Consider the following 24,532-nt stretch of genomic DNA (forward strand, 5'->3'; position numbering starts at 1 on the left):
CCCCGACAGACAAAGCAGACTAGTGAAACTCGCCACCTGGAACGTCAATTCCCTGAAAGTGCGCCTGCCGCACGTCATCGACTGGCTCGCCGACAACCCGGTCGACGCGCTGTGCCTGCAGGAGCTGAAGCTCGACCAGGACAAGTTTCCGGTCGCCGAACTGGAAGCCGTCGGCTATCACGCCGCCTGGTCCGGGCAGAAGACCTACAACGGTGTCGCCATCCTCACCCGCGCCCCGCAGCAGCCGCAGGACGTGATCGCCGGCATTCCCGGCTATGACGACCCGCAGCGCCGCCTGCTCGCCGCCACCGTCGGCGACGTGCGCGTCATTTCGGCCTACTGCGTCAATGGCGAGTCGCTGAGCAGCGACAAGTATGCGTACAAGCTCGACTGGTATGCACGGCTGGCAGATTTCGTTGCCGACGAGCTGAGCCGGCATCCGCGGCTGGCGCTGGCCGGCGACTTCAATATCGCACCGGACGATCGCGATCTGTACGATCCGGCCGGCTGGGCCGGTCAGGTGCTGTGTTCGGACGCGGAGCGGGCCGCCTTCCAGCGCCTGCTCGGTCTGGGACTCAGTGATGCGTTCCGGCAGTTGAACGACGAGGCCGGCTGCTACTCGTGGTGGGACTACCGCCAGGGCATGTTCCGCCGCGACAAGGGGCTGCGCATCGACCATGTGCTGCTGTCGGCGCCGCTGGCGGCCGGACTCGACGCGTGCGTGATCGACAAGACGCCGCGTCGCTGGGAGCGCCCCAGCGACCACGCGCCTGTCGTCGCCTCGTTCTAGCGGAACAGGGCGAAGTCGATGCCGGCCGGCCGGCCACTGATGATGTCGGCCAGCAGGCGGCCGGACCCCGGGCCCTCGGTCCAGCCGAGCGTGCCGTGGCCGGTATTCAGGAACAGGTTGCCATAGCGGCGCACCCGGCCGATCAGCGGCACATTCGATGGCGTCGACGGCCGCAGTCCGGTCCAGTACTGCGGCCGGGTGTAGTCCGCCGCATCCGGGAACAGCGCCTGCGCCCGGGTGGTCAGCGCCGCGCAGCGCACCGGGTCAAGGTGACTGGAGTAACCGCTGAGTTCTGCCGTGCCGGCCACGCGCAGGCGGTCGCCAAGCCGCGAGAACACGATATGGTGGGATTCGTCGGTGATGCTGAGCTGCGGCGCCCGCGACGGGTCGCTCACGGCAAAGGTGGCCGAATAGCCCTTGGTCGGATACACCGGCAGGTGCACGCCCAGCGGCTGCGCCAGCAGCGGTGAATGGCTGCCCAGCGCCAGCACGTAGGCATCGGCATGTTCGCTGCGATAGAAGCCGTCCGGCCCGGTCACCGACACGCCGGTCAGTTGCTGCCCGTCATGCTCCAGCGCATTGATGCGGGTGTTGAACAGGAAGCGGACCCCGTTGTCGGCACACAGGGCAGCCAGCTTGCGGGTGAACAGACCGGCGTCGCCGCTCTCGTCGTCCGCACAGTAGGTCGCGCCGGCCAGGGTCGGTGCAACGTTCGCCAGCGCCGGGTCGAGCGCGGCCAGTTCCCCCGGTTCGACCAGGCGACGGTCGATGCCGAACGGGCGCATCCACTCGGCGCATTCGGCGGCGTGGTCCAGTTCCTTGCGGGTCTGGTACAGGCAGACAATGCCCCGGGTGCACTGGTCATAGTGGATGCCGGTTTCCTCACGCAGCGCCTGCAGGCTCTGCCGGCTGTACAGGCCGAGCGCCAGCATCTGGCTCATGTTCCGCCGCAGGCGGCTGTCGCGGCACTCGAGCAGGAAGCGCACGCCCCAGTCCCACTGCCGCGGGTCCGGCTTCGGCCGGAACAGCAGCGGTGAATCAGCCCGCCCCAGCCAGCGCAGGATCTGCAGCGGCGCGTCCGGCGAGGCCCACGGCACCGACTGGCTGACCGAGATCTGGCCGCCATTGGCAAAGCTGGTTTCCAGCGCGGCGTCGCCCTGGCGGTCGATCACGACCACCTCGTGCCCGGCCCGGGACAGATACCAGGCTGTGCATACGCCGACCACGCCGGCGCCCATCACGATGACTTTCATTCCTTGTCCGTAAACCTTGTCCGCGTTACCGGGGGGCACTGCCCGCCGCCGGCTCCAGCGAATACACGGTCTTGCCGCGCAGACGGAAGCGCGGATTGGCCTGGTGGAAATTCTCCGAGTGGCCGACAAACAGCAGGCCATCCGGGCGCAGCAGCGGCGCAAACTTGTTAAGGACTTCCAGCTGGGTCGCGCGATCGAAATAGATCATCACGTTGCGGCAGAAGATGGCATCGAAGCCGCTCTTCAGTCCCCAGCTCACCGGTGATTCGATCAGGTTGATGCGGCAGAAGCGCAGGCGCTCGCGCAGCGCCGCCTTTGCCTTGCCACGGCCATCGGGCAGGCGGTCGAAGTAGCGGGCCGACAGCCCCGGCGGCAGCTTGGCCAGCACGTCGGCGGCATACACGCCTTCCGCTGCCGTCTTCAGCACCTGGGTATCCAGGTCAGAGGCGACCACTTCGATGCGCGGCGCCCGCGCCATGCCGGAGACGGCTTCCAGCGCGGTGATGGCGATCGAGTACGGTTCCTCACCGGTCGACGCCGCGCTGCACCAGATGCGCAGCTCGGTGGCGCCGGCGGCCGCACGGGCCTTCAGGTGTTCGGCCAGCAGCGGGAAATGATGCTCTTCGCGGAAGAAGTAGGTCAGATTGGTCGTCAGCGCGTTGACGAACAGCTCCAGTTCGCTACGACCGGCCGGCGATTCCAGCAGATCCAGGTAGACGGCAAAGCCGCCGAGCCCGAGGCTGCGGATGCGCTTGACCAGCCGGCCATAGACCATGTCCTTCTTGCTGACGTTCAGCGAAATGCCCGCATAGTGGCGAATGGCGTTGCGGATGCGTTCGAAATCACGCTCGGTAAAATCGAACTCACGCGAAAAAGCGGACGAGGCGGACGGCAGGGAAGAGGCATTCATACAGGCGGTTCGATCCCGGTTAGACAACGATCACAAACGAAAAGCCCAAGCAAGCTTGGGCTTTGCTAAAGGGAATATCGACCACGAATGATATCCCCTTGATGTCCAGTCAGTAAGAGGCTTACACCGAGAACGACGACCCGCAACCGCAGGTCGAGGTGGCATTCGGATTCTTGATCACGAACTGCGAGCCCTCGATGCTTTCCTGATAATCGATTTCCGCGCCGACCAGATACTGGTAGCTCATCGGATCGATCAGCAGCGTGACGCCACCCTTCACGAACTGGGAGTCGTCTTCGTTGGCGATTTCGTCAAAAGTGAAACCGTACTGAAAACCGGAGCAACCGCCGCCGGTCACGAAGACGCGCAGCTTCAGATCAGGGTTGCCTTCTTCTGCGATCAGTTCGCTCACCTTGGACACCGCGCTGTCGGTAAAAACGAGCGGCAGCGGCATTTCGGTTACAGCGTTCATGTGTTCCATCTCCAGTAAACGTCAAGATGGATTATCCGCTGTCGATCTGGCAAAAGCAACGAGGCCGGCAGTAGGGTTTTGCCATCAGGACAACGGCTTAGCGCCGTAGCCCCGATGGTGCCCCGGCTCAGGGCATCAGCGGCACGATATCCAGCCCGGCCGCCTCGTCGAAGCCGAACATCAGGTTCAGGTTCTGCACTGCCTGCCCGGCCGCGCCCTTGACCAGATTGTCGATGACGGACAGCACCACCACGGTATCCCCGCCCTGCGGCCGGTGCACGGCAATGCGGCACAGGTTGGCGCCGCGTACCGAACGCGTTTCCGGGTGACTGCCGGCCGGCAGTACGTCGACGAACGGTTCATCGTGATAGCGCTGCTCGAACAGTGCCTGCAGGTCGATGTCCCGGTCCAGCCGGCCGTACAGCGTGGCGTGGATGCCGCGCACCATCGGCGTCAGGTGCGGCACGAAGGTCAGCCCGACCGGCGCGCCCGACACCCGCGACAGGCCCTGACGGATTTCCGGCAGGTGGCGGTGCCCGGCAACGCCATAGGCCTTGAAGCTGTCGGTCGACTCGGCAAACAGCGCGCCGACCTCCGCCTTGCGCCCGGCGCCGGACACGCCGGACTTGCAGTCGGCGATCAGCGTCGCGGTATCGATGACGCCAGCCTCGATCAGCGGCAGGAAGCCCAGTTGCACCGCCGTCGGGTAACACCCCGGGTTGGCAATCAGCCGCGCATCGCGGATGGCCTCGCGGTTGACTTCCGGCAGCCCGTACACGGCCTCGGCCACCAGCGACGGCGCAGCATGCGTCATGCCGTACCACTTTTCCCATTCAGCGATGTCGCGAATGCGGAAGTCGGCAGCCAGGTCGATCACGCGCACGCCGGCATCGAGCAGGGCCACCGCCTCGTTCATGGCGATGCCGTTCGGCGTGGCGAAGAACACCACGTCGCACTGCGCCAGCCCGGCCGACTCCGGCGCCGAAAACGCCAGATCGACCCGGCCGCGCAGGCTCGGGAACATGGCATCGACTCGCAGGCCGGCTTCCTTGCGCGAGGTAATGGCTTTCAACTCGACCCCGGGGTGCCTGGAAAGCAGGCGCAGGAGTTCGACTCCGGTATACCCGGTGCCGCCGACGATGCCGACCTTGATCATCTGATGTCCTTGAAAAGTAAATTTGCGTCGTAAAAAAGCAATAGTAACGCGCAATCGGCAATGAAAAAAGCCACCCGGAGGTGGCTTTTCTGGTGTCCCGCATTCTGCGAGCGATTAACGCTTGGAGAACTGTTTGCGGCGACGGGCCTTGTGCAGACCGACTTTCTTCCGTTCAACTTCACGAGCATCGCGAGTCACGAAGCCGGCGGCCGACAGGGTCGGCTTGAGTTCGGTCGAGAAGTCGATCAGAGCACGGGTGATGCCGTGACGCACAGCACCGGCCTGACCGGTTTCGCCACCACCGACGACGTTGACAAGGATGTCGAACGAGTCGAGATGTTCGGTCAGGGTCAGCGGCTGGCGGATCACCATGCGGCCGGTTTCGCGGGCGAAGTATTCGTCAACCGGCTTGCCGTTGACGGTGATCTTGCCCGAACCCTTGATCATGAACACACGTGCTACCGCGCTCTTGCGGCGGCCAGTGCCGTAGTAGTATTTGCCGTTCATTTACTGAGCCTCAGATTCAGATTGCCAGCGCCTTGGGCTGCTGCGCGGTGTGCGGGTGCTCGGTACCAGCGTACACCTTGAGTTTCTTGATCATTGCGTAACCAAGCGGACCCTTCGGCAGCATGCCCTTGACGGCTTTTTCCAGAACGCGCTCAGGGAACTGGTTTTGCAGTTCGGTGAAGTTGCGCTCGTAGATGCCGCCCGGGTAGCCGGTGTGACGGTAATACTTCTTGTCGAGTGCCTTGTTGCCGGTCACACGCAGCTTGTCAACGTTGACGACTACGATGTAGTCGCCGGTATCGACGTGCGGAGTGTATTCCGGCTTGTGCTTGCCACGCAGGCGGTGGGCGATCTCGGCGGCCAGGCGGCCGAGCACCAGGTCAGTAGCGTCGACGACGAACCAGTCGCGCTTCACCTCATGCGGCTTGGCAGAGAAGGTCTTCATGGATCTCTTCCAGTCGAAATTCTTGAAAGCTGCCGATTCTATACAGCCGTCCTGCCACTGTCAAACCGCGACGAGAGAAGGAAACAGGGAAATTGCCCGAAAAATCGCGGGCTTGCGGGCGATCGCCCGTCAACGCCGCCCGCTGGGCGCTTTCGCGACGCAACATCGTCGATACCGCAGCATGACCGCCCCGGAATGGCGGGAAAAAAAAGCGCAACCGGCGTTGCCAGCTGCGCATAAGTTCCACCTAAATAAGGAGGATGGAGGAGACAACACCAAAACGCCATATTGCATGGAACGTCTTGATGCACTGCAAATTATGGTAATGCCTTACGCACTTGGCAAGGCTTTTTTGTGCAGTGCAGTATAACTGTCTCCGTTTCACCGGATTCGTGCCCTTTGCCGGCTCAGACCCGCCTGGCCTCCAGCACGCCGGGCACGTCCTGCACCCGCGCCAGCACCCGTTGCAGATCCGCCACCTGCCTGACTTCCAGCGTGAACCGCATGCGGGCGTGGTGGTCGCGGCTCAGCGTGTTGACCGCGGTGACATTGAGTTTTTCGCGCGACAGCACATCGGAAATGTCGCGCAGCAGGCCGGAGCGGTCCATGGCCATGACTTCGAGGTCGATGGCGAACACGCTGCCTTCCTGACGCCCCCAGTCGGCGGCGATCAGCCGCTCGGGCACGCTGGCCGACAACCGCTTCAGGGTGACGCAGTTGGCGCGATGGATGGACACCCCGCGTCCGCGGGTCACGAAGCCGACCACCGGGTCCGGCGGAGCCGGCTTGCAGCATTTGGCCAGTACCGTCATCAGGTTGTCGACGCCCTCGATCAGGATGCCGCCGGCGTCATGCTCGGCCCGGCTCTTGTGCACCAGGTCTTCCGGCGCCATCTCGCCCGGCGTTACCGGCACGAAGGCATTGATCGCGTTCTGCACCGCGCGCATCGACAGCTCGCCATGGCCGAGCGCGGCGTACATCTCTTCCGGATGGGCAAAATTCAGCCGGTCGGCCACAGCCTCGATATTCGGGTTGACCGCCGGCGGCAGCTTGGACAGTTCCTTCTCGAACAGCGTGCGCCCGGCGTCGATCGCCACGTGCGCGTTCTGCTGGCGAATGTACTGACGGATCTTGCCGATCGCCTTGGAGCTCTTGACCCAGCCATCGTGCAGCCAGTTGATCGATGGTCCGCCTTCCTTGACCGTCATGATCTCGATGCGCTGGCCGTTTTCCAGCGGCGTCGACAGCGGCACGATCTGGCCGTCGATCTTCGCTCCGCGGCAGCGGTGGCCGAGGTCCGAATGCAAGGCATAGGCAAAGTCGATCGGCGTCGCACCGGCCGGCAGGCTCAGCACCCGCCCCTGCGGGGTCATCACATAGATGGTGTCGGAGAACAGCGCAGTCTGGAAGGCATTGGCCAGCCCTTCTTCCTTCTCGCCGACTTCTTCCCGCCAGTCGAGCAGCTGGCGCAGCCAGGCGATCTTGGCCTCGTACTGCGCATCGCCCTGCCCGCCCTCCTTGTAGCGCCAGTGCGCAGCCACACCGAACTCGGCATGCTCGTGCATGTCGAAGGTCCGGATCTGCACTTCGACCACCTTGTCCTGCGGGCCGATCACGGCGGTATGCAGGCTCTTGTAGTCGTTCGCCTTCGGGTGGGAGATGTAGTCGTCGAACTCGCCGGGAATCGGCTGCCAGATACTGTGAATAAGACCGAGCACGGTATAGCAGTCGACGGTACGGTCGACCAGCACCCGCACGGCGCGGATATCGTACAGCTCGCTGAAATCCAGATGCTTCTTGCGCATCTTCTTCCAGATCGAATAGATGTGCTTCGGCCGCCCGGCGACGTCGGAATGGGTAATGCCGGCCTTCTGCAGTTCCTGCCGCAGGGTCGACAGCACATCCTCGATATACTGGATGCGCTCGACCCGGCGCTCGTCGAGCAGCCGGGCGATCTTCTTGTAGTTGTCCGGTTCCAGGTGACGGAAAGCCAGATCTTCCAGTTCCCACTTGATCTGCCAGACCCCGAGGCGGTTGGCCAGCGGCGCGAAGATATCGTAGGTTTCCTGGGCGATCAGCCGGCGGGAACGTTCGTCCGCCACTTTGGACAGCCAGTGCATGGTCTGGGTGCGCCAGGCCAGCTTGATCAGCACGATGCGGATGTCGGCCACCATCGCCAGCAGCATCTTGCGCATGACCTCGGCCTGCTGCGAGCGCGCCTCGGGCGACACGTGCTCGTCGCGGCGGCCCAGCTCGGCAATGCGCGACAGGCGGCCGACACCGTCGACCAGATCGGCAATCTCCTTGCCGAATTCCCGGGTCAGCCATGGCAGGCAATCGTCGCGATACTGGGGTGCACCGGCCAGCAGGGTGGCGGCGATGGTCGAGGCCGGCAGGTTGAGGTCGGCGATGATCGCGGCGGACGACACCGCATGACCAAAGGCATCCTCACCGGTCAGCGGGATGATTTTGCCGGCGTACAACTCGCGGGCGGCGCGGAAGGCGCGTTCGAGGACCACCAGCTCGTCGGGAGACAGTCCGGACTTGACTCCGGCCAGCCAGGCGTTGGGATCGGCGGCATCGGCTAAAGAATCTGCAAGCGGGCGTGTGACGGAAACCATAGAGTGCTTATGCGTATCCTGCGCAAGTCAGGCATTGGCCCTGGGTACAACGCAGCCGGCCGGTGCGGGCGCCGTTTCCGGTCGCGCCGCAAGCCCACCACGTTAGGTAAAAAAGGTTGCCATTGTAGGACGGGAATCCCGCTTCCGGCAGTTTAATCCCTTTGGCGGTTCATGGCCCGCACCAAGCCAGACGGTGTCAAAACAGCGTGCCGGATGGCGCATCAAGCAGGCGGCGTACCGGCGCCGGCAGGCCCATGGTCAGCGCTTCCGCCGGCAGGAACCAGCCCTGCCGCCCATCCTGCCGTTCTCCGTGTGCGGCAACCCGTACCGGCAGCGGCAAGGCCAGCAGGCGGAAATGGGTGAACACATGCTCGATTTCGTGCCAGGCCGGTTCGATCTGATCGACTTTAAAATCATACTGCGCGGCGGCTGCGTCGACGGCATCGCTGGACGCCAGCTCCGGCAGGCTCCACAGCCCGCCCCAGATGCCACTTTCAGGCCGCCGTTCCAGCAGAACGCGTCCGCTGCTGTCCCGCGCCAGCAGCCACACCGCATCCCGTGTCGGCTGCGCTTTCTTCGGTCTGGGCGTCGGCAGGCTGCCGACCCGGTCATCCCGCAGCGCGACACAGTCGGCCGCCAGCGGACAGCGGCCACAGGCCGGCTTGCCCCGGGTGCAGACCAGGCTGCCCAGGTCCATCAGGCCCTGGGTATAGGCCACCATATCGGCCGATGCCGCAGGCAGCAGCGACTCCGCCAGCGTCCACAGCCGGTTTTCGACCGCCTTCCCGCCGGTAAAGCCTTCGATGCCGCCCCAGCGTGCCAGCACGCGACGAACGTTGCCGTCCAGAATCGCGCGCCGCTCACCCCGGGCAAACGCGCAGATCGCCGCCGCGGTCGAACGGCCGATGCCCGGCAGATCGAGCACCTGCTCGAAGCGCTGGGGAAACACGCCATCATGTTCGGTCACGATGCGCTGCGCCGCCTTGTGCAGATTGCGTGCGCGGCTGTAGTAGCCGAGTCCGCTCCACAGCGCCAGCACTTCGTCCAGTGCCGCACGGCCCAGCTCGCCCACGGTCGGGAAGCGCGCCATGAAACGCGGGTAGTAATCGAGTACGGTTGCAACCTGGGTCTGCTGCAGCATGATTTCCGACACCCAGACCCGGTACGGGTCGGCGACCTGCCATGGCAGCCCGCTGCGGCCGTGCCGGCGCTGCCAGTCAACAAGACGGGTGGCGAAGGCGCTCATGATTCAATCCCCAGTGCGCGCAACAGGCCGCGCGCCTTGTGCCGCGTCTCGTTCAATTCACGTTCCGGATCGGAATCGGTGACGATGCCGCCGCCGGCCCGGAAGCGCAGCCGGTCGCCTTCGCGCATGAAGCTGCGGATCAGGATATTGCAGTCGAGGCTGCCGTCACGATTGATGTAGCCGAGACTGCCGGTATAGGCGCGGCGCGGCGCGGTTTCCAGTTCGCGGATGATCTGCATGCAGCGCACTTTCGGGCAACCGGTGATGGTGCCGCCGGGAAACAGGGCGCGAAATACGCCGGCCGGTCCGACCGCATCACGCAGGCGGCCGCGCACGCTGGATTCAATATGGTGGACAGTCGCGTAACTGGCCACGCTCATCAGCTCGTCGACCTCGACACTGCCCGGCACGCAGACCCGGCCCAGGTCGTTGCGTTCGAGGTCAATCAGCATCACATGCTCGGCGCGCTCCTTGCGGTCGGCAATCAGCCGCGCCTTCAGCGCGGCGTCCTCGACCGGATCGGTCGCGCGCGGATGAGTGCCGGCAATCGGCCGGGTGTCGATGACCCGTTGCGGCGACACCCGAGCCAGCCGTTCCGGCGACGAGCTGACGATCTGCCAGTCGCCAAAATCGGCCAGTGCCGAGAATGGTGCCGGATTGGCCTGGCGCAGCGCGGCGAACACATCGGCGGCACTGGCGTCAGCATTCAGGCGGGCGCGCCACTCGCGCGACACATTGACCTGGAAGACATCACCTTCACGAATATAGTGTTTGATGCGTTCGACCGCATCGACATAACGCCCCGGCGCATCCTCCTCCAGCGCCAGCAGCTGCAGCGGGGCGGGCTGCCAGGCTGGCGCCGCGTCGACCTGTGCGGCCAGCTCGGCCAGTTGCGCAGCAGTTTCCGCCACCAGCGTCGCCGTGCCGGCGGCACGGTCGACCACGATGGCGGCAGGCACACGTACCAGCGCTGCCAGCGGGAAGGCATCGGCAATCGGTGCCGGCACGCGGGGCTCGAAGGTGTGCAGCATTTCGTAGCCGAGATAGACGAACCAGCCGCCGACAAACGGCAGGCGCGGGTCCGGCCGTTCGATCGCCCGCAATTCCAGCGCGGCCAGATCGGCGAGCAGGCGGGCGCCGTCACCATCAAAATACAACTGCTGCGCCTGCGGCAATGCGAACAGAATATCGAAGCCGCTGTCGGCGGACGACTGCAGCAGGAAAGGAAATGACTGCGGTGCGCCAGCGGTCAGCGCGAGCAGGTCCGGCACGGCCGGCAGAGAACGGGTAAGCAGCATGTCCTCATCCACGATGGCAGGCCCTGAAGAAAACGGCCGAGCCTATCATGGCATGCGCTGCTGTCAACGGCTGCGGACGCATGCCGTCAAGGCAAACGGCACCACAAAGGGTGCCGTCAGTCTGCCCGCACCTCCCGCGATGAAGAGCGGACGGGCGAAGCGGGGGCGGAGGGTGCCGGGGTCACGGTGCCCCCGGCGCCCGCCTTTATCCGCTTACAGGCCGGCGTCGGCGCGCAGCGCGGCGGCCTTGTCGGTCGCTTCCCAGGTGAATTCCGGCTCTTCACGGCCGAAGTGACCATAAGCGGCGGTCTTGGTGTAGATCGGGCGCAGCAGGTCCAGCATCTGCACGATGCCCTTCGGGCGCAGGTCGAAGTGGCGCTTGACCAGTTCGACGATCTGCTCGTTCGGAATGCGGCTGGTGCCAAAGGTGTCGACCGAAATCGACGTCGGCTGGGCGATGCCGATCGCGTAGGACACCTGGACCTGGCACTGGCGGGCCAGACCGGCGGCGACGATGTTCTTCGCCACGTAGCGACCGGCATAGGCGGCCGAGCGGTCGACCTTGGACGGGTCCTTGCCCGAGAACGCGCCGCCACCGTGCGGCGCAGCGCCGCCGTAGGTATCGACGATGATCTTGCGGCCGGTCAGGCCGCAATCCCCCATCGGGCCGCCAATGACGAAACGGCCGGTCGGGTTGATCAGGAATTTGGTGTCGCGGGTCAGCATTTCAGCCGGCAGCACCGGCTTGACGATGTCCTCGATAACCGCTTCGGTCAGCATGGCATGATCGATATCCGGCGAGTGCTGGGTCGACAGCACCACGGTGTCGATCGACTTCGGCAGGCCGGTCTCGCTGTCATAGACGCAAGTGATCTGGCTCTTGGCATCCGGACGCAGCCACGACAGGCGGCCGTCCTTGCGCAGTTCGGCCTGACGCTGCACCAGACGGTGCGCGTAGTAGATCGGGAACGGCATCAGCGTTGGCGTTTCGTCGCAGGCATAGCCGAACATCAGTCCCTGGTCACCGGCACCCTGGTCGAGATCGAGGCCCTGGCCTTCATTCACGCCCTGGGCGATATCGGGCGACTGCTTGTCGTAGGCGACCAGCACCGCGCACCCCTTGGCATCGAAGCCGAGATCCGAGCTGTTGTAGCCAATGCGACGGATGGTGTCGCGGGCGACCTGGATATAGTCGATGTTCGCATGCGTGGTGATCTCGCCGGCCAGCACTACCAGCCCGGTATTGACCAGGGTTTCGGCCGCGACACGCGCGTGACGGTCCTGGGTAAAGATCGCGTCCAGGATCGCATCGGAAATCTGGTCGGCGACTTTGTCCGGGTGTCCTTCGGAAACGGATTCAGAGGTAAAGAGGTATTCGCTCACAAGGATTTCCTGAAATCGGGAGATCGGAACGTTTAGAATACGTGGTTTGATTCGTATCCGTCACGCTCCCCTATCATGTCAAACCTGCTCTCTGCCCTGGTCTGGCTGATCAGCCGTCTCCCGCTGGGTGCGCTTCAGCGCATCGGTTGGGTCAGCGGAAGACTGGCACTCGTCCTCTCTCCGCGCTTCGGACAGAAAACCCGCAACAGTCTGAAACTGGCGGGTTTCGCAGAAAATGCGCCCGATTATAGGCGTTTAATTCGCGACAGTGCAGCCCATACCGGCATGTCGGCGCTGGAGCTGGCAGCGGCCTGGTGCCAGGACACGCGCCGGGTCGCCGGCATGGTCCGTGCGTGCCAGGGCTGGGACGCGGTCGAGGCGTCGATCGCCGCCGGTCGCGGTCTGCTGTTCATCACCCCGCACCTCGGCGCCTACGACATCGCCGGCCGCTATCTGGCCAGCCGGCTGCCGGTGCCGCTGACCGCCATGTTCCGCCCGCCCAAGGTCAAGTGGCTGCAGCCGCTGATGCAGCGTGGCCGGATCCGCGACAACGGCAATACCGCACCGGCCACGCCGGCCGGCGTGCGCCAGATCATGAAGGCGCTGAAGCACGGCGAGGCGACCATCGTGCTGCCGGACCAGGTGCCTGGCAGCGGCGAAGGTCTGTGGGTGCCGTTCTTCGGCCAGTGGGCCTACACCATGACGCTGGCCTCGCGCCTCGGCGAGATGAAAGACGTCGACACCTATTTCTTCTACGGTCGCCGGCTGCAGATCGGCGAAGGCTTCGAGGTCCGCATCCGGCCGCTGAGCGTGCCGTTCACCGGCGACCGCTACCAGGACACCCGCCGCATCAATGCCGAGGTCGAGGCGCTGGTGCGTGAAGCGCCCGAACAATATTTGTGGGGCTACAGTCGTTTCAAACACCCGGCCGGCGCCGACGAGCGCCCGACCACGGACGTCCCTCTGGAGTAACCGCCACGTGCGTTTTGCCTTTTTCATTCTCTGGCTGCTGCATTTTCTGCCGCTGTCCGCCATCAATGCCATCGCCCGGCCGGTCGGCTGGCTTGCCTACCACCTGGTCGCGCCGCGTCGCCGCGTCGGCCGCCGCAACCTGGAGGCCTGCTTTCCCGACTGGACCCCGGCTGCACGCGACCGCCTGCTGCGCGATCACTTCCACGCCATGGCGCGCTTCATGCTCGAATACGGCATCGTCTGGTACTCCCCCGATGCACGCTTCAGGGAACTGGTCAGCTACAAGAACCTGCACTACCTGACCGACCTGAAGGACGAGAACGTCATTATCCTGTACCCGCACTTTGTCGGTTTTGAAATGTGCGTCTACCGGCTGAACCAGGATGTGCCGCTGGTCAGCATCTACGCGCGGCAGAAGAACGAAGTGCTCGACCGGCGCATCTACCAGGGCCGGCAGCGCTTCAGCAACGCCAAGATCATTTCCCGCACCGAAGGGCTGCGCCCGCTGCTGAAGGCGATGAAGGACCACACGCCACTGCTGTACCTGCCCGATCAGGACATGGGCGCCAAGGAAGCGGTTTTCGTGCCATTCTTCGGCGTACCGGCAGCCACCATTACCGCGATGAGCCGCATCGCCCGCCTGACCCGGGCCAGGATCGTGCCGGTCATCCCGCGCCGGGTCTCGCCGGACCGGTACGAACTGGAAGTCTTCCCGCCGTGGGACGACTTCCCGTGCGGCGACGAGACCGAGGACGCCGCCCGCATGAATGCGTTTATCGAAGCGCGCGTCCGCGAGCAGCCGGAGCAGTACTTCTGGCTGCACAAGCGCTTCAAGACCCGGCCGGACGGCGACAAGCCGTTCTACTGACATCACGCCCCGCGAAACGGAAGCCGCCATGATCGACCTGTACTACTGGACCACCCCGAACGGCCACAAGATCACCCTGTTCCTCGAGGAAACCGGTCTCGACTACACCATCAAGCCGATCAACATCGGCGCCGGTGAGCAGTTCGCGCCCGACTTCCTCGCCATCGCCCCGAACAACCGCATTCCGGCCATTGTCGACCACGCACCGGCCTTCGGCCGCGGCCCGGTCAGCGTGTTCGAATCCGGTGCGATCCTGATGTACCTGGCGGAGAAAACCGGCCAGCTGCTGCCGGCCGACCCGCACCGGCGGCTCGCCGCGACCGAATGGCTGTTCTGGCAGATGGGCGGCTTCGGGCCGATGCTTGGACAGAATCACCATTTCAGCCAGTTCGCACCCGAGAAAGTGCCGTACGCCATCGAGCGCTACCAGAAGGAAACCGAGCGCCTGTACGGCGTTCTCAACCGGCGTCTGGCACTGCACGAGTTTCTGGCCGACGAGTTCTCGATCGCCGACATCGCCTGCTACCCGTGGGCCGTGCCGCACCAGAAGCAGCACATCGATCTGGCCGACTATCCGCACGTGCAGCGCTGGTTTGACGCCATCGCCGCCCGACCGGCCACGGCCCGTGCCTACGCCCTGGCCGAAAAGGTGAATCCCGCCCGTTAGCTCTTGTATTCAAACCCGATAAGTGGCTATTGAAAACCGTTCTCACTCATGCAAGAATGAGAACGTATTTCATTCACTGGGTGACCTCCATGTACGTGTGCGTGTGCAAAGCGGTAACCGATCGCCAGATACACAGGGCAGTCGAGAACGGTGCGTCCACCTTGCGCGAACTGGCCCAGGATCTCGGCGTCGCCACCCAGTGTGGAAAATGCGCGAAATGCGCCCATTCGGTGCTGTGCGAAGCGAAAGCGCAACAGCAATCGTCACGCCAGACTGTTCTGCTGCAGCCCATGGGCGCCCGCCTGCCACTGGCTGCCTGATCCCGCCCGCCCCCCCATTCCTGTGCCCGCACTGACCCTTCGTGAGTGCGGGCATGGCTGTGTGTGCCGTAATGACTGATAATGCATGCTGGATTTCCGGATGGGAGAACACTATGCAAGGCAACCCGCAAGTCATTGCCGCCCTCAACGGCGTGCTCAAGTACCAGCTCACGGCGATCAATCAGTCATTCCTGCATGCCCGCATGGGCCGCAACTGGGGCTACAAGCTCCTCGACCGCGCCGAATACAAGTGGTCGATCAAGGCGATGAAGCACGCCGACGAAGTGATCGAACGCATCCTGTTCCTCGACGGCCTGCCCAACCTGCAGGAACTCGGCAAGCTGTTCATCGGTGAAACCGTGCCGGAAATGCTGTCCTGTGACGAGAAGCTGATCCACGGCGGCCTGGCCGACATGCGCAAGGCGATCGCACTGGCGGAAAGCGAGCAGGACTACGTGACCCGCGACATCGTGACCGAGCTGCTGGAAAGCGAAGAAGAGCAGCTGGACTGGACCGAAACCCATCTGGGCCTGATCGGCGCCGTCGGCCTGCCGAACTTCCTGCAAAGCCTGACCGGCGACAACGAATAAGGAGAACACCATGCAAGGCAGTGCAAAAGTCATTGGCGCCCTCAACCACCTTCTGGTTGGCGAGCTCGCCGCACGCGACCAGTACTTCATTCACTCCCGCATGTATGAGGACTGGGGCTACGGCAAGCTGTTCGAGCGCATCGAGCACGAAATGCAGGAAGAAACCGAGCATGCGGCCTGGCTGATCCGCCGCATCCTGTTCCTTGGCGGCACGCCGGCCATGGTGCCGTCGGCACTGAATATCGGCAGCGATGTGCCGTCGATGATGAAAAGCGACCTCGAACTCGAATATCAGGTCGTCCGCGATGTCCGCGCAGCCATGGGGACCTGTGAACAGGAACATGATTACGTGAGCCGCGACATTCTGCTGAAGATGCTCGACGATACCGAAATGGACCATGCCCGCTGGCTGGAACAGCAGCTGCGCCATATCGACCAGATGGGTCTGGAAAACTATCTGCAGTCGAAGATCTGAAACGCAGTCACGGAAAAAGCGCCCCGCGGGGCGCTTTTTTCAATTCCGCCAGAGGCGGACGGGTCAGCCCAGGCGCATGCCACGGCGGTGCCAGAAATGGCGACCGACAAAGCCCGGGAAAGCGAACACCAGGAACAGCGCCAGATTGGTTACATAGAACTGCCAGTTCTGCGGATGCACGGCCGATTGCCGGGCCTCGAGACCGTAGGCCAGCACGGCGACCACGCCGAACATCACCAGCAGTTCCAGCGCCTGCCAGCCGGCATGCTTGGCCCTGGCCAGCGTCACGACGCCGAACAGTTTCCTGGAGACAAAGGGAAGATTCGCCGCCAGAAAGGCAACCAGCAGCAGCGCGACAACGTTCCAGTTCATCGGGGGCAGCCCAAAATGAAAACAGCCGCCATCATGCCATAGACGGCGGCGTTCGGTGAGACGGGATCAGGCGGCGCCGAGGTTGCGGCCACCGCCGACAATGCTCTGCTTGCCGCCATCGCGGCCATAGGACAGCGTGCTGCCCTCGGACGACATCAGCGCCGAAAGCGCCTGATTGACATTCAGCAGGCGATCCGAGATCAGCTTGCCGTTCAGGTCATTGGCGGCACGGGCTTTTTCCGACACCAGTTCCAGGTGCTGCCAGATCGACAGCAGTTCCAGCCGGTCGGACAGCCAGCGGTACAGTGCCGTACGGCTGTCGATGCCGAAGGCGCGCAGTGCCTCGGCACGCAGACGGGCACTGTGATCGATCTGCTCAAGCAGCTCCAGCTTGCCGGAGGCGAACTTCTCGATATCGGCGATGTTGCCGCCGATCAGCGCACGCTGCTCTTCATCCAGCAGTTCGAGCATCTGTTCGAACTGCCGGGTTTCGGCAACGACCAACTCGGTCAGTGACTGGATCTGGGTATCGGTCATGAAGTGGACAACTTACAAAAAACGGAACGCTGTCAGCCCTGACTCTGCGTGGACAGCAGTTCCTGCGAGCTGCGGACCAGACCGTCGGCAATGCCTTCCGGATTGATCTTGTACTCGCCATTCGAAATGGCGGCTTTCAGCGACGCAACCTTCGCAGCATCAAAAGTTATTTCGCCGGCGCCGTCCTGGGCCAGCGACTGAATCTGGCTGGCAAGCGGGTTGATGGCCACACTCTCGCCGGCAGCAGACGGCGTCGTCAGCGACGGCTTGACCGGCTTGCTTCCGGCGTTGCCGCTCGGGGGTGCAGTATGCACCATGTTGGATTGGATTTTCATCGCATTGAGTCCGTGTATCGCCCTTGTTACAGCAGTTATCGGCGGATTGTCATCCAGCTTTAGCCTTTATTGTCTTGCCGTTACACAGTAGATCATTTCTTCAATACCTGATGGCAACGCTGCCGTCCGCGCGTGCCGTCCCGCGCAGAATCCGGCCGTTCGGCATGCGCACACCGACCGACTGTCCCTCGCTGCCGGCGGTCATTGCCACCCCCTGCGCGGACACATTGAATGCCGGGTTGTCCGCCACGATGCGGACCGGCTGCCCCTGGCGAACGACCAGCGGCAGGGCCAGCATTTCCCGCCGCAGCATGAGGCCCGGCACGACCGTGCGCGCCATCGGCTTGCCGACCACGTCCTCGATCCGGGCGAACGCACCGAGCGGCACATTGCCGTCGCGCGATTCGACCAGTTCCAGATCCTCGGCGACCAGCTTCTGCCCGGTGGCCACCGTACGCTTGATCATGACCACGGTCTGGCTCGGAATCGCCCGCACCGGCAGCCGGATCGACCACTTCGGTGACACGCAGGAAATTTTCACTCCGCGGGCGGCCTCGCGGCCGGGACCATCCCAGGCATAGACCGGCGACGGGCAGGCAGGCAGGCCCAGCCTGCGGTCAAGCTGACCGTAGCTGAGCCGCACCGCCGCGCCCTGCCAGCCCTGCAGCGCGAACGCGCGCGCCTGCGCCTCGATCAGGGCGATGTCCTGGCGCGAGGCCAGGACCGGAAGTGCCGGGAAAACCGACAACAACAGAAACAGCGACAATCTGGACATGCGCGGATTGTAGCGTTCGAGCCGCCGCAGACTCAAACCCGCGACGGCCGGTCAGGCGTCGATGTGTTCGGACAGGTAGCGCTTGATCAGCTCGGCACTGGCATCGACCACCTCGACCCGCTTCGGCAGGGCTTCGATATTGTCCAGCCCGGCCGGTCGAGCCGGCTTGCGCCCCAGCGCCTCGACGATGGTGTCCTCGAACTTCGCCGCCTGCGCGGTTTCCAGGCACACCATCGGCACGCCGTCCTCCCGCCATTCCTCACCGACCTTCAGCCCGTCGGCGGTATGGGTGTCGATCACCACGCCATAGCGGGCATCGGTGCGACGAATGGTCTCCAGCCGGTCGGCATGCGTGCTCTTGCCGGACTGGAAGCCGAAGTCGGCAATGCGCGCGAATGCCGGTGTGCCGGCCAGATCGAACCCTTCACCGGCATCCACCCGCGCCCACATCCCGGCTACGGCCTTCGGATCGCGGCCGACCAGATCGAACACGAAGCGCTCGAAGTTGCTGGCCTTGGAAATGTCCATCGACGGGCTGGACGTGATATGGGTATCGGCCGTGCCACGCGGACGGTAGCGGCCGGTACGGAAGAATTCGTCCAGCACGTCGTTTTCGTTGGTGGCAACCACCAGGTGGCGGATCGGCAGCCCCATCATCCGCGCAATGTGACCGGCGCAGACATTGCCGAAGTTGCCCGACGGCACGCTGAAGCTGACCTGCTCGTCGTTGCCGGCCGTGGCGGCGAAATAGCCCTTGAAGTAGTACACCACCTGCGCCACGACCCGCGCCCAGTTGATCGAATTGACCGTGCCGATCTTGCGCCGGGCCTTGAACACGTGATCCCGGCTGACGGCCTTGACGATATCCTGGCAGTCGTCGAACACGCCGCGCACCGCCAGATTGTGAATGTTGTCATCCTGCAGGCTGTACATCTGCGCCTGCTGGAACGGACTCATCAGACCGTACGGGCTGAGCATGAACACGCGGATATTGTGCTTGCCGCGCATCGCGTACTCGGCGGCCGAACCGGTGTCACCGCTGGTGGCGCCGAGAATGTTCAGCGACTCGCCGCGCTGGCCGAGCACGTACTCGAACAGGTTGCCGAGGAACTGCATCGCCATGTCCTTGAACGCCAGAGTCGGGCCGTTGGACAGTTCGAGAATGCACAGGCCCGGTTCCAGCACTTTCAGCGGCGTGATGTCGGCCGAGCCGAACACGTCTTCGCGGTAGGTGTCGAACACGAGGCGGCGCAGGTCGTCGGCCGGAATGTCGTCGGCAAACAGGCGGATGATCTCGAAGGCCAGTTCCGGGTAGGACAGCGCACGCCATGTGTCGAGCGTCGCCCGGTCCACTTGCGGGTAGCTTTCCGGCAGGACCAGCCCGCCATCCGGGGCCAGGCCCATCAGCAGGATGTCGGAGAAAGGGGCCGGCGCCATGCCGCCACGGGTGCTGATATATTTCATGATGTCTGACTAAGGTTTGGGCTGCGGCAGCGCCAGCCCGAGGATGACGAGCGAACGGCGGACACCATCGAGTTCCGCCACATCGGGAAAGTGACCCCAGGTACTGAAGCCCCGGCGCTCGAACAGCGCCATGCTGGGGGTATTGTGCGCGAAGATGAAGCCGAGCAGCGTGCGGATGCCGAGCGCCGGACAGGCTTCGAGCGCGTAGTCGAGCGCCAGCCGGCCGAGACCGCGGCCGCGCGCGCTTTCGGCCAGATAGATGCTGACCTCGGCCGTCGCCGCGTAGGCCGGCCGGCCGTAGAACGCGCTGAGGCTGATCCAGCCCAGCATGACGCCGGCGGCGTCCTCCAGCACCCACAGAGGATAACGCGCCGGCGAATGGGCGTCGAACCACGGCTCGCGCGATGCGACCGTCACCGGCTCGGTATCCGCCGTCACCTGGCGGGACGGCACCGTGCTGTTGTAGATGTCAACGATGCCGGGAAGGTCGGCACGCACCGCGTGCCGGACACGCATCCCGGCGCCGGTGTCAGCCATTGAGCGCCTCCATGCGCAGCCGCACCACCTTGTCGGTCACGCTGGCGAGCGCCTCGATGCGCGCAATCGCCGACTGCACGCGTCGTTCGACCACGCGATGGGTCAGCAGCACGATCTCCGCCTGGCCGTCACGCTCGCTGCCCTTCTGGATCAGCGCTTCGATCGAGATCGACTCGTCGGCAAGGATATGGGTCAGTTCGGCCAGCACGCCCGGCTTGTCGATCACGCACACGCGCAGGTAATAGCTGCTTTCGACAGCCTCGATCGGCAGCAGCGGCAGGTCGGCGATCCGGTCCGGCTGGAAGGCCAGGTACGGGACGCGGTGTTCCGGGTCGGCCGTGGCCAGGCGGGCGATGTCGACGATATCCGCCACCACCGCGCTTGCGGTCGGCAGGGCGCCGGCGCCGGCGCCGTAGTACAGGGTCGGGCCGACTGCATCACCCTTGACCAGCACCGCGTTCATCACGCCATTGACGTTGGCGATCAGTACGCTTTCCGGAATCAGCGTCGGGTGCACGCGCAGCTCGATGCCGGCAGCGGTACGGCGGGTGATCCCCAGCAGCTTGACCCGGTAGCCGAGTTCCTCGGCGTAGCGGATGTCCTGCGCGGTCAGCGTGCTGATGCCTTCGAGATAGCACTTGTCGAACTGCATCGGGATGCCGAAGGCCAGCGCCGCCATGATGGTCAGCTTGTGGCCGGCGTCATGGCCCTCGATATCGAAAGTCGGGTCGGCTTCGGCATAGCCGAGGCGCTGTGCCTCGGCCAGCGCATCGGCGAACGGCAGCCCCTTCTCGCGCATCTCGGTCAGGATGTAGTTGGAGGTCCCGTTGATGATGCCGGCGATCCATTCGATATGGTTTGCCGCCAGCCCTTCGCGCAGCGCCTTGATGATCGGGATGCCGCCGGCCACCGCGGCCTCGAACGCGACCATCACGCCCTTTTCGCGCGCCCGGGCAAAGATTTCGTTGCCGTGCTCGGCCAGCAGCTTCTTGTTGGCCGTGACCACGTGCTTGCCATGATCGATGGCGGTCAGCACCAGGTCCTTGGCGATGCCGGTACCGCCGATCAGTTCGATCACGATGTCGATATCCGGATGGGTCGCGACCACGCGGGCATCGCTGACGATCTCGATGCCGTCGCCGACAATTTCGCGCGCCCTGGCAATATCGAGATTGGCCGCCATTTTCAGCACGATCGCACGCCCGGCACGCCGGCTGATTTCTTCCGCATTGCGTTTGAGAACGGTCGCGGTGCCGCCGCCGACCGTGCCGACGCCCATGATGCCTACATTGATCGGCTTCATCGTCACTCCTGCTATCGATTGTATGTTCCGGGAATAGTCGCCGAATATGCCACACATTGGGCATGTCGCGCAGTGCAGCACACGCCCCCGTTCGCCAAATTGTGCAAAAGGGTGGCGCGGTTCCGGAACGATCGATCAGGGGGCTAGGACGGGAAGCCCTTGAACGGCTGGCGCCGCAAGCGGTCGCGGTAAGCGCATTCGCGCTCGTAGATGGTGCGGTTGTGGACGTCCTTGATCTTCTTCACCAGCACGCGGCCGCTGAGGGTGAAGTAGTAGACCTTGCGCGGATAGCAGTCGAGCAGGTCCTCCGCCAGCACCGGAACGCTCTCCTCGGCAAGAAAGCGCCGGACGAAATCGACATTGCGCTCGCCGATATTGGATTTCAGCATCCCGCGCAGCACGCTGCCGCCGCCGAATACCTTGGCCTCGAAGCGCCGCCGGTCGCCGCCGAGCCGCACCATTTCGTCGATCAGCACTTCCATCGCATGCTGGCCATAGCGTTCGGGCAGATTGGTCAGCGCGTCCTGATCGGACACGCCATCGGGCAACGAAAAGTGATTCAGCCCGGCCACGCCGGCCACCGGATCGCGCAGGCACACCGACACGCAGGACCCCAGCACCGTCACCAGCAGCATGTCGCGATTGGTGGCAATGAACTCGCCCGGCAGCACCTTGGCCGCCTCGAGCTGGAAATTGGCGTCGTAGTAGGAGGCTCCTGGCATGGCTGCACTGGTCTTGGTATTGCCTGTGTTCATGGTGGTCTCGCATGTGGCCGCAAGCGGACACCGGGCCGGAGACCGGTCCGCGGCTGCGGGAAGAACGGTCACTGCCGCCCTGCCGGCAAGGCAATGACATCCGTATGTCTTGTCTAGATATAGACCAGTGGAATCCCGCTGCGCGATCCCTTCGCGGTGCCCGCTTGCATTCAGTCGTCGGCCAGCGGCAGGGACAGCACGAAACACGCCCCCGGTGCATGGCGCGCATCCAGCCGCAACTGTCCGCCCTGCTGCTGCGCCACCCGGGCAGCAATGGCCAGCCCGAGACCGGTACCCTCGCTGCGCGTGGTAAAGAACGGCTCGAAAATGCGCGAGGCGATCTCGGCCGGCACGCCCGGTCCCTGGTCGCTGACGGCGAATTCGACGCCGGCCTCTCCGCGGCGGACCGCCAGTGAGACCTCGCTGCCCGGGGACGAGTAGGCGAACGCATTCTCGATCAGGCTGACCAGAGCGCTGACCAGCGCCCTGGCATCGGCCCGTACCCGCGTCACGCCCGTGTCCTGCCGGCAGGCAAACGTCACGGCGCGGGCGCGGGCTCCGGCCAGCACCGCATGCTCGACCTCGTCCAGCACGTCGGCCACGGCGACGTCGTGCAACTCGAACGCCTCGCCGCGCACATAGCCGAGCGTGTCGCGGATCAGGCCTTCGAGCTGGCGCAGACGGTCCAGCGCCTTGCCGGCAAAGCGCTCCCGGTCTTCCCGGCCCAGTGGTTCGCGGGCCAGATTGGCGGTGTAGAGCATGGCGGTGGCCAGCGGCGTGCGCAGCTGATGCGCCAGCGATGCCGCCATCTGCCCCATCGCCACCAGTCGCTCCTGATCGGCCAGTTGCCGCGCCAGCGCCTGCTGGCGCGAGATGTCATGCAGCAGCACGATGGTCGAACCGTCCGGCAGCGGACGCTGCTCGACAATGACTTCACGCGGCGCGGCCCCGGATGGCAGCAGCCAGGCGTCGCCGACATCCGCCGGTGTCATCGCGGCCGATACCTGCGCCCAGTCCAGTCCGGTCCAGTCGGCCCCGGCCATGTCCTGCGCCGCCGGATTCTGCCGCAGCACGGTGCCGTCTGCCGCCAGCTCGACCACGCCGGCCGGCAGCGCGTCGAGCAGCAGCGCCAGCCGCTCGGCCAGGCTGGCACGCTGCGCGCTCTGGCTGGCCAGCGCCAGATTGGCCATCTCCAGTTGCGCCGACAGGGTCGCCAGTTGCTTCTGCAGATCGGAGTACGCGTGGATCAGTTCACCGGACGCGCGGCTGAACAGACCGAACGCCTCTTTCAGCTGCTGCACGTCAGGAGAATTCTCCTGTGGACCGAGTTGATGATTCTCATGGCTCATGGCAGCCCCTATGACAGCACTAAGGGAAATGTGGTAGTAATCTACTCAGGAAATGTTCCGCACAACTGCGAGAAAAATCCTAACGAACGTCTAGAGTCACTTATGATTCTGCAGTTGTTGTCGATAGTATTCCTGACAGCCCCCCGGGCTGGCGATTTGAATTTGCAAAGATGAGCGGAGCACCTTGTGTCTGAACTACTGAAAAGCATTGACGCGCGAACCAAACTCGCGGGTGCAAACAAGCTGGAGATCCTGCTTTTCTCGCTAGGGGTCGACCAGCGGACCGGCCGTAAGGAAACTTACGGCATCAATGTATTCAAGGTCCGTGAAGTGATGCGCACCCCCGAGATCACGACGGCGCCGGAAATGGCCAGCTCGGTCGAAGGCATGGTCAGCCTGCGCGGTCACCTCGTTCCGGTCATCGACCTGGCGAAGTATACCGGCGTGATCACCGAGAAGACCCCGGAAGTCATGATCGTGACCGAGTACAACGGCCACACCCAGGGCTTCCTGGTCGAGGCGGTCGATACCATCCTGCGCCTGGACTGGTCGGCGATGCGCGTGCCGCCGGAAATGATCTCGAACCGCATGGGCGGTCTGGTCACCGCCGTGACCGAGCTCGACAACAATAATCTGGTGATGATGATTGACGTCGAGCGCGTACTGGCCGAGACCACCGATATCGACGACTCGTTCCAGTTCGTCAATATCGAGCCGATCAAGGAATCGCGGATGGTGTTCTTCGCCGACGACTCCGCCGTGGCCCGCAAGCAGATCGAGAAGACGCTGCAGGCGATGAACGTGAATTACGCATACGCAATCAACGGTCGCCGCGCCTGGGAAGAGCTGCAGCGCATGGCCAGTCAGGCCGAGCAGGCAGAGAAGCCGTTGAAGGATATGGTGAACCTGGTGCTGACCGACGTTGAAATGCCGGAAATGGACGGGTTCCTGCTGACCAAGATGATCAAGAGCGACCCGCGCTTCGCCGGCATTCCGGTGCTGATGCACTCGTCGCTGTCTGGTCAGTCGAACCAGCGTTTAGGCCAGTCGGTCGGTGTCGACGACTATGTGTCGAAATTCGAGCCGCAGAAGCTGTCGCTGAAGATGCGCGAATTGCTGAAGCTCTGACCCT

General features: G+C 64.1%; 28 protein-coding genes. 9 read left to right on the plus strand and 19 right to left on the minus strand.

The genetic code is table 11. The annotated features are described in order from the left end of the window. Positions 1-22 precede the first annotated feature (22 nt). Positions 23-790 (plus strand): exodeoxyribonuclease III, encoded by a 768-nt coding sequence (gene xth / locus Q352_RS0102400; protein ID WP_028497958.1) that lies wholly within the window; start codon positions 23-25, stop codon positions 788-790. Here the strand turns inward: xth and Q352_RS0102405 are convergent. From Q352_RS0102405 to rplM, 6 genes are all read right to left on the minus strand, one after another. Then, positions 787-2,043, minus strand: a complete 1,257-nt coding sequence (locus Q352_RS0102405; protein WP_028497959.1) for a D-amino acid dehydrogenase — start codon at positions 2,041-2,043, stop codon at positions 787-789. The genes xth and Q352_RS0102405 overlap by 4 nt on opposite strands. Positions 2,044-2,068: 25 nt before the next feature. Next, entirely contained in the window at positions 2,069-2,953 is an 885-nt protein-coding gene (locus tag Q352_RS0102410) for a CheR family methyltransferase (protein WP_051528627.1), read from the minus strand. 121 nt (positions 2,954-3,074) lie between these two features. Then, positions 3,075-3,425 (minus strand): iron-sulfur cluster insertion protein ErpA, encoded by a 351-nt coding sequence (gene erpA / locus Q352_RS0102415; protein WP_028497961.1) that lies wholly within the window; start codon positions 3,423-3,425, stop codon positions 3,075-3,077. A gap of 127 nt (positions 3,426-3,552) precedes the next feature. Then, positions 3,553-4,581, minus strand: coding sequence for an N-acetyl-gamma-glutamyl-phosphate reductase (gene argC / locus Q352_RS0102420; protein ID WP_028497962.1), 1,029 nt, complete (start codon positions 4,579-4,581; stop codon positions 3,553-3,555). Positions 4,582-4,695: 114 nt separating this feature from the next. After that, entirely contained in the window at positions 4,696-5,088 is a 393-nt protein-coding gene (rpsI, locus tag Q352_RS0102425; protein ID WP_028497963.1) for a 30S ribosomal protein S9, read from the minus strand. Between the two features lie 16 nt (positions 5,089-5,104). Further along, positions 5,105-5,533 carry a 50S ribosomal protein L13 gene (gene rplM / locus Q352_RS0102430; RefSeq protein WP_028497964.1) on the minus strand — a complete coding sequence of 143 codons (429 nt, stop codon included), beginning with the start codon at positions 5,531-5,533 and terminating at the stop codon, positions 5,105-5,107. Between rplM and Q352_RS23180 the strand changes: the two genes are divergently transcribed. After that, positions 5,532-5,903 carry a hypothetical protein gene (locus Q352_RS23180; RefSeq protein WP_156952453.1) on the plus strand — a complete coding sequence of 124 codons (372 nt, stop codon included), beginning with the start codon at positions 5,532-5,534 and terminating at the stop codon, positions 5,901-5,903. The genes rplM and Q352_RS23180 overlap by 2 nt on opposite strands. A gap of 37 nt (positions 5,904-5,940) precedes the next feature. On the opposite strand, the gene Q352_RS0102435 is transcribed toward Q352_RS23180, so the two are convergent. From Q352_RS0102435 to metK, 4 genes are all read right to left on the minus strand, one after another. Then, complete coding sequence (locus tag Q352_RS0102435) at positions 5,941-8,154, minus strand: RelA/SpoT family protein (protein ID WP_028497965.1); 2,214 nt, start codon at positions 8,152-8,154, stop codon at positions 5,941-5,943. A gap of 196 nt (positions 8,155-8,350) precedes the next feature. Continuing rightward, a complete protein-coding gene (mutY, locus tag Q352_RS0102440; protein ID WP_234412999.1) occupies positions 8,351-9,400 on the minus strand; it encodes an A/G-specific adenine glycosylase in 1,050 nt (349 codons plus the stop codon). Beyond that, complete coding sequence (locus tag Q352_RS0102445; RefSeq protein ID WP_036385144.1) at positions 9,397-10,698, minus strand: aminodeoxychorismate synthase component I; 1,302 nt, start codon at positions 10,696-10,698, stop codon at positions 9,397-9,399. Before Q352_RS0102445 ends, mutY begins: the two co-directional genes overlap by 4 nt. A gap of 213 nt (positions 10,699-10,911) precedes the next feature. Next, entirely contained in the window at positions 10,912-12,081 is a 1,170-nt protein-coding gene (gene metK / locus Q352_RS0102450) for a methionine adenosyltransferase (protein ID WP_028497968.1), read from the minus strand. 75 nt (positions 12,082-12,156) lie between these two features. On the opposite strand from metK, the gene Q352_RS0102455 reads away from it, so the two are divergent. The 6 genes from Q352_RS0102455 to bfr (Q352_RS0102480) all read left to right on the plus strand — a co-directional run bounded on the left by Q352_RS0102455 (position 12,157) and on the right by bfr (Q352_RS0102480) (position 15,973). Then, positions 12,157-13,053, plus strand: a complete 897-nt coding sequence (locus Q352_RS0102455) for a lysophospholipid acyltransferase family protein (protein WP_028497969.1) — start codon at positions 12,157-12,159, stop codon at positions 13,051-13,053. Positions 13,054-13,060: 7 nt separating this feature from the next. Beyond that, the gene (locus tag Q352_RS0102460; RefSeq protein ID WP_028497970.1) at positions 13,061-13,921 is read left to right on the plus strand and encodes a lipid A biosynthesis lauroyl acyltransferase; all 861 of its coding nucleotides are present in this window, start codon (positions 13,061-13,063) and stop codon (positions 13,919-13,921) included. A gap of 28 nt (positions 13,922-13,949) precedes the next feature. Then, entirely contained in the window at positions 13,950-14,588 is a 639-nt protein-coding gene (locus tag Q352_RS19530; protein WP_051528628.1) for a glutathione binding-like protein, read from the plus strand. Positions 14,589-14,677: 89 nt separating this feature from the next. Then, positions 14,678-14,908, plus strand: a complete 231-nt coding sequence (locus Q352_RS0102470; protein WP_028497971.1) for a bacterioferritin-associated ferredoxin — start codon at positions 14,678-14,680, stop codon at positions 14,906-14,908. 113 nt (positions 14,909-15,021) lie between these two features. Continuing rightward, a complete protein-coding gene (bfr, locus tag Q352_RS0102475) occupies positions 15,022-15,498 on the plus strand; it encodes a bacterioferritin (RefSeq protein ID WP_028497972.1) in 477 nt (158 codons plus the stop codon). Positions 15,499-15,508: 10 nt separating this feature from the next. Further along, positions 15,509-15,973, plus strand: coding sequence for a bacterioferritin (gene bfr, locus Q352_RS0102480; RefSeq protein WP_028497973.1), 465 nt, complete (start codon positions 15,509-15,511; stop codon positions 15,971-15,973). Positions 15,974-16,036: 63 nt separating this feature from the next. Here bfr (Q352_RS0102480) and Q352_RS0102485 read toward each other — a convergent pair whose 3' ends face one another. From Q352_RS0102485 to Q352_RS0102525, 9 genes are all read right to left on the minus strand, one after another. Beyond that, positions 16,037-16,345 carry a DUF2818 family protein gene (locus tag Q352_RS0102485; protein WP_028497974.1) on the minus strand — a complete coding sequence of 103 codons (309 nt, stop codon included), beginning with the start codon at positions 16,343-16,345 and terminating at the stop codon, positions 16,037-16,039. A gap of 66 nt (positions 16,346-16,411) precedes the next feature. Further along, a complete protein-coding gene (locus Q352_RS0102490; RefSeq protein ID WP_028497975.1) occupies positions 16,412-16,882 on the minus strand; it encodes a flagella synthesis protein FlgN in 471 nt (156 codons plus the stop codon). A 32-nt stretch (positions 16,883-16,914) separates the two neighbouring features. Continuing rightward, positions 16,915-17,217 (minus strand): flagellar biosynthesis anti-sigma factor FlgM, encoded by a 303-nt coding sequence (flgM, locus tag Q352_RS0102495; RefSeq protein ID WP_028497976.1) that lies wholly within the window; start codon positions 17,215-17,217, stop codon positions 16,915-16,917. Between the two features lie 100 nt (positions 17,218-17,317). Beyond that, positions 17,318-17,992, minus strand: coding sequence for a flagellar basal body P-ring formation chaperone FlgA (gene flgA / locus Q352_RS22130; protein ID WP_146744996.1), 675 nt, complete (start codon positions 17,990-17,992; stop codon positions 17,318-17,320). Between the two features lie 51 nt (positions 17,993-18,043). After that, on the minus strand, positions 18,044-19,456 hold the full coding sequence (thrC, locus tag Q352_RS0102505) for a threonine synthase (protein WP_028497978.1): 1,413 nt from the start codon (positions 19,454-19,456) through the stop codon (positions 18,044-18,046). Positions 19,457-19,465: 9 nt separating this feature from the next. Then, positions 19,466-19,993: a GNAT family N-acetyltransferase gene (locus tag Q352_RS0102510; protein WP_233495153.1), complete on the minus strand. Its 528-nt coding sequence runs from the start codon at positions 19,991-19,993 to the stop codon at positions 19,466-19,468. Beyond that, entirely contained in the window at positions 19,986-21,296 is a 1,311-nt protein-coding gene (locus tag Q352_RS0102515) for a homoserine dehydrogenase (protein ID WP_028497980.1), read from the minus strand. Before Q352_RS0102515 ends, Q352_RS0102510 begins: the two co-directional genes overlap by 8 nt. 143 nt (positions 21,297-21,439) lie before the next feature. After that, entirely contained in the window at positions 21,440-22,051 is a 612-nt protein-coding gene (gene cheD, locus Q352_RS0102520; RefSeq protein WP_084299777.1) for a chemoreceptor glutamine deamidase CheD, read from the minus strand. A 170-nt stretch (positions 22,052-22,221) separates the two neighbouring features. After that, a complete protein-coding gene (locus tag Q352_RS0102525) occupies positions 22,222-23,352 on the minus strand; it encodes a sensor histidine kinase (RefSeq protein WP_028497982.1) in 1,131 nt (376 codons plus the stop codon). 234 nt (positions 23,353-23,586) lie between these two features. On the opposite strand from Q352_RS0102525, the gene Q352_RS0102530 reads away from it, so the two are divergent. Then, a complete protein-coding gene (locus Q352_RS0102530; RefSeq protein WP_028497983.1) occupies positions 23,587-24,528 on the plus strand; it encodes a chemotaxis protein in 942 nt (313 codons plus the stop codon). The last annotated feature ends 4 nt before the right edge of the window (positions 24,529-24,532 follow it).

This window comes from Microvirgula aerodenitrificans DSM 15089 (assembly GCF_000620105.1).
GTDB lineage: Bacteria > Pseudomonadota > Gammaproteobacteria > Burkholderiales > Aquaspirillaceae > Microvirgula > Microvirgula aerodenitrificans.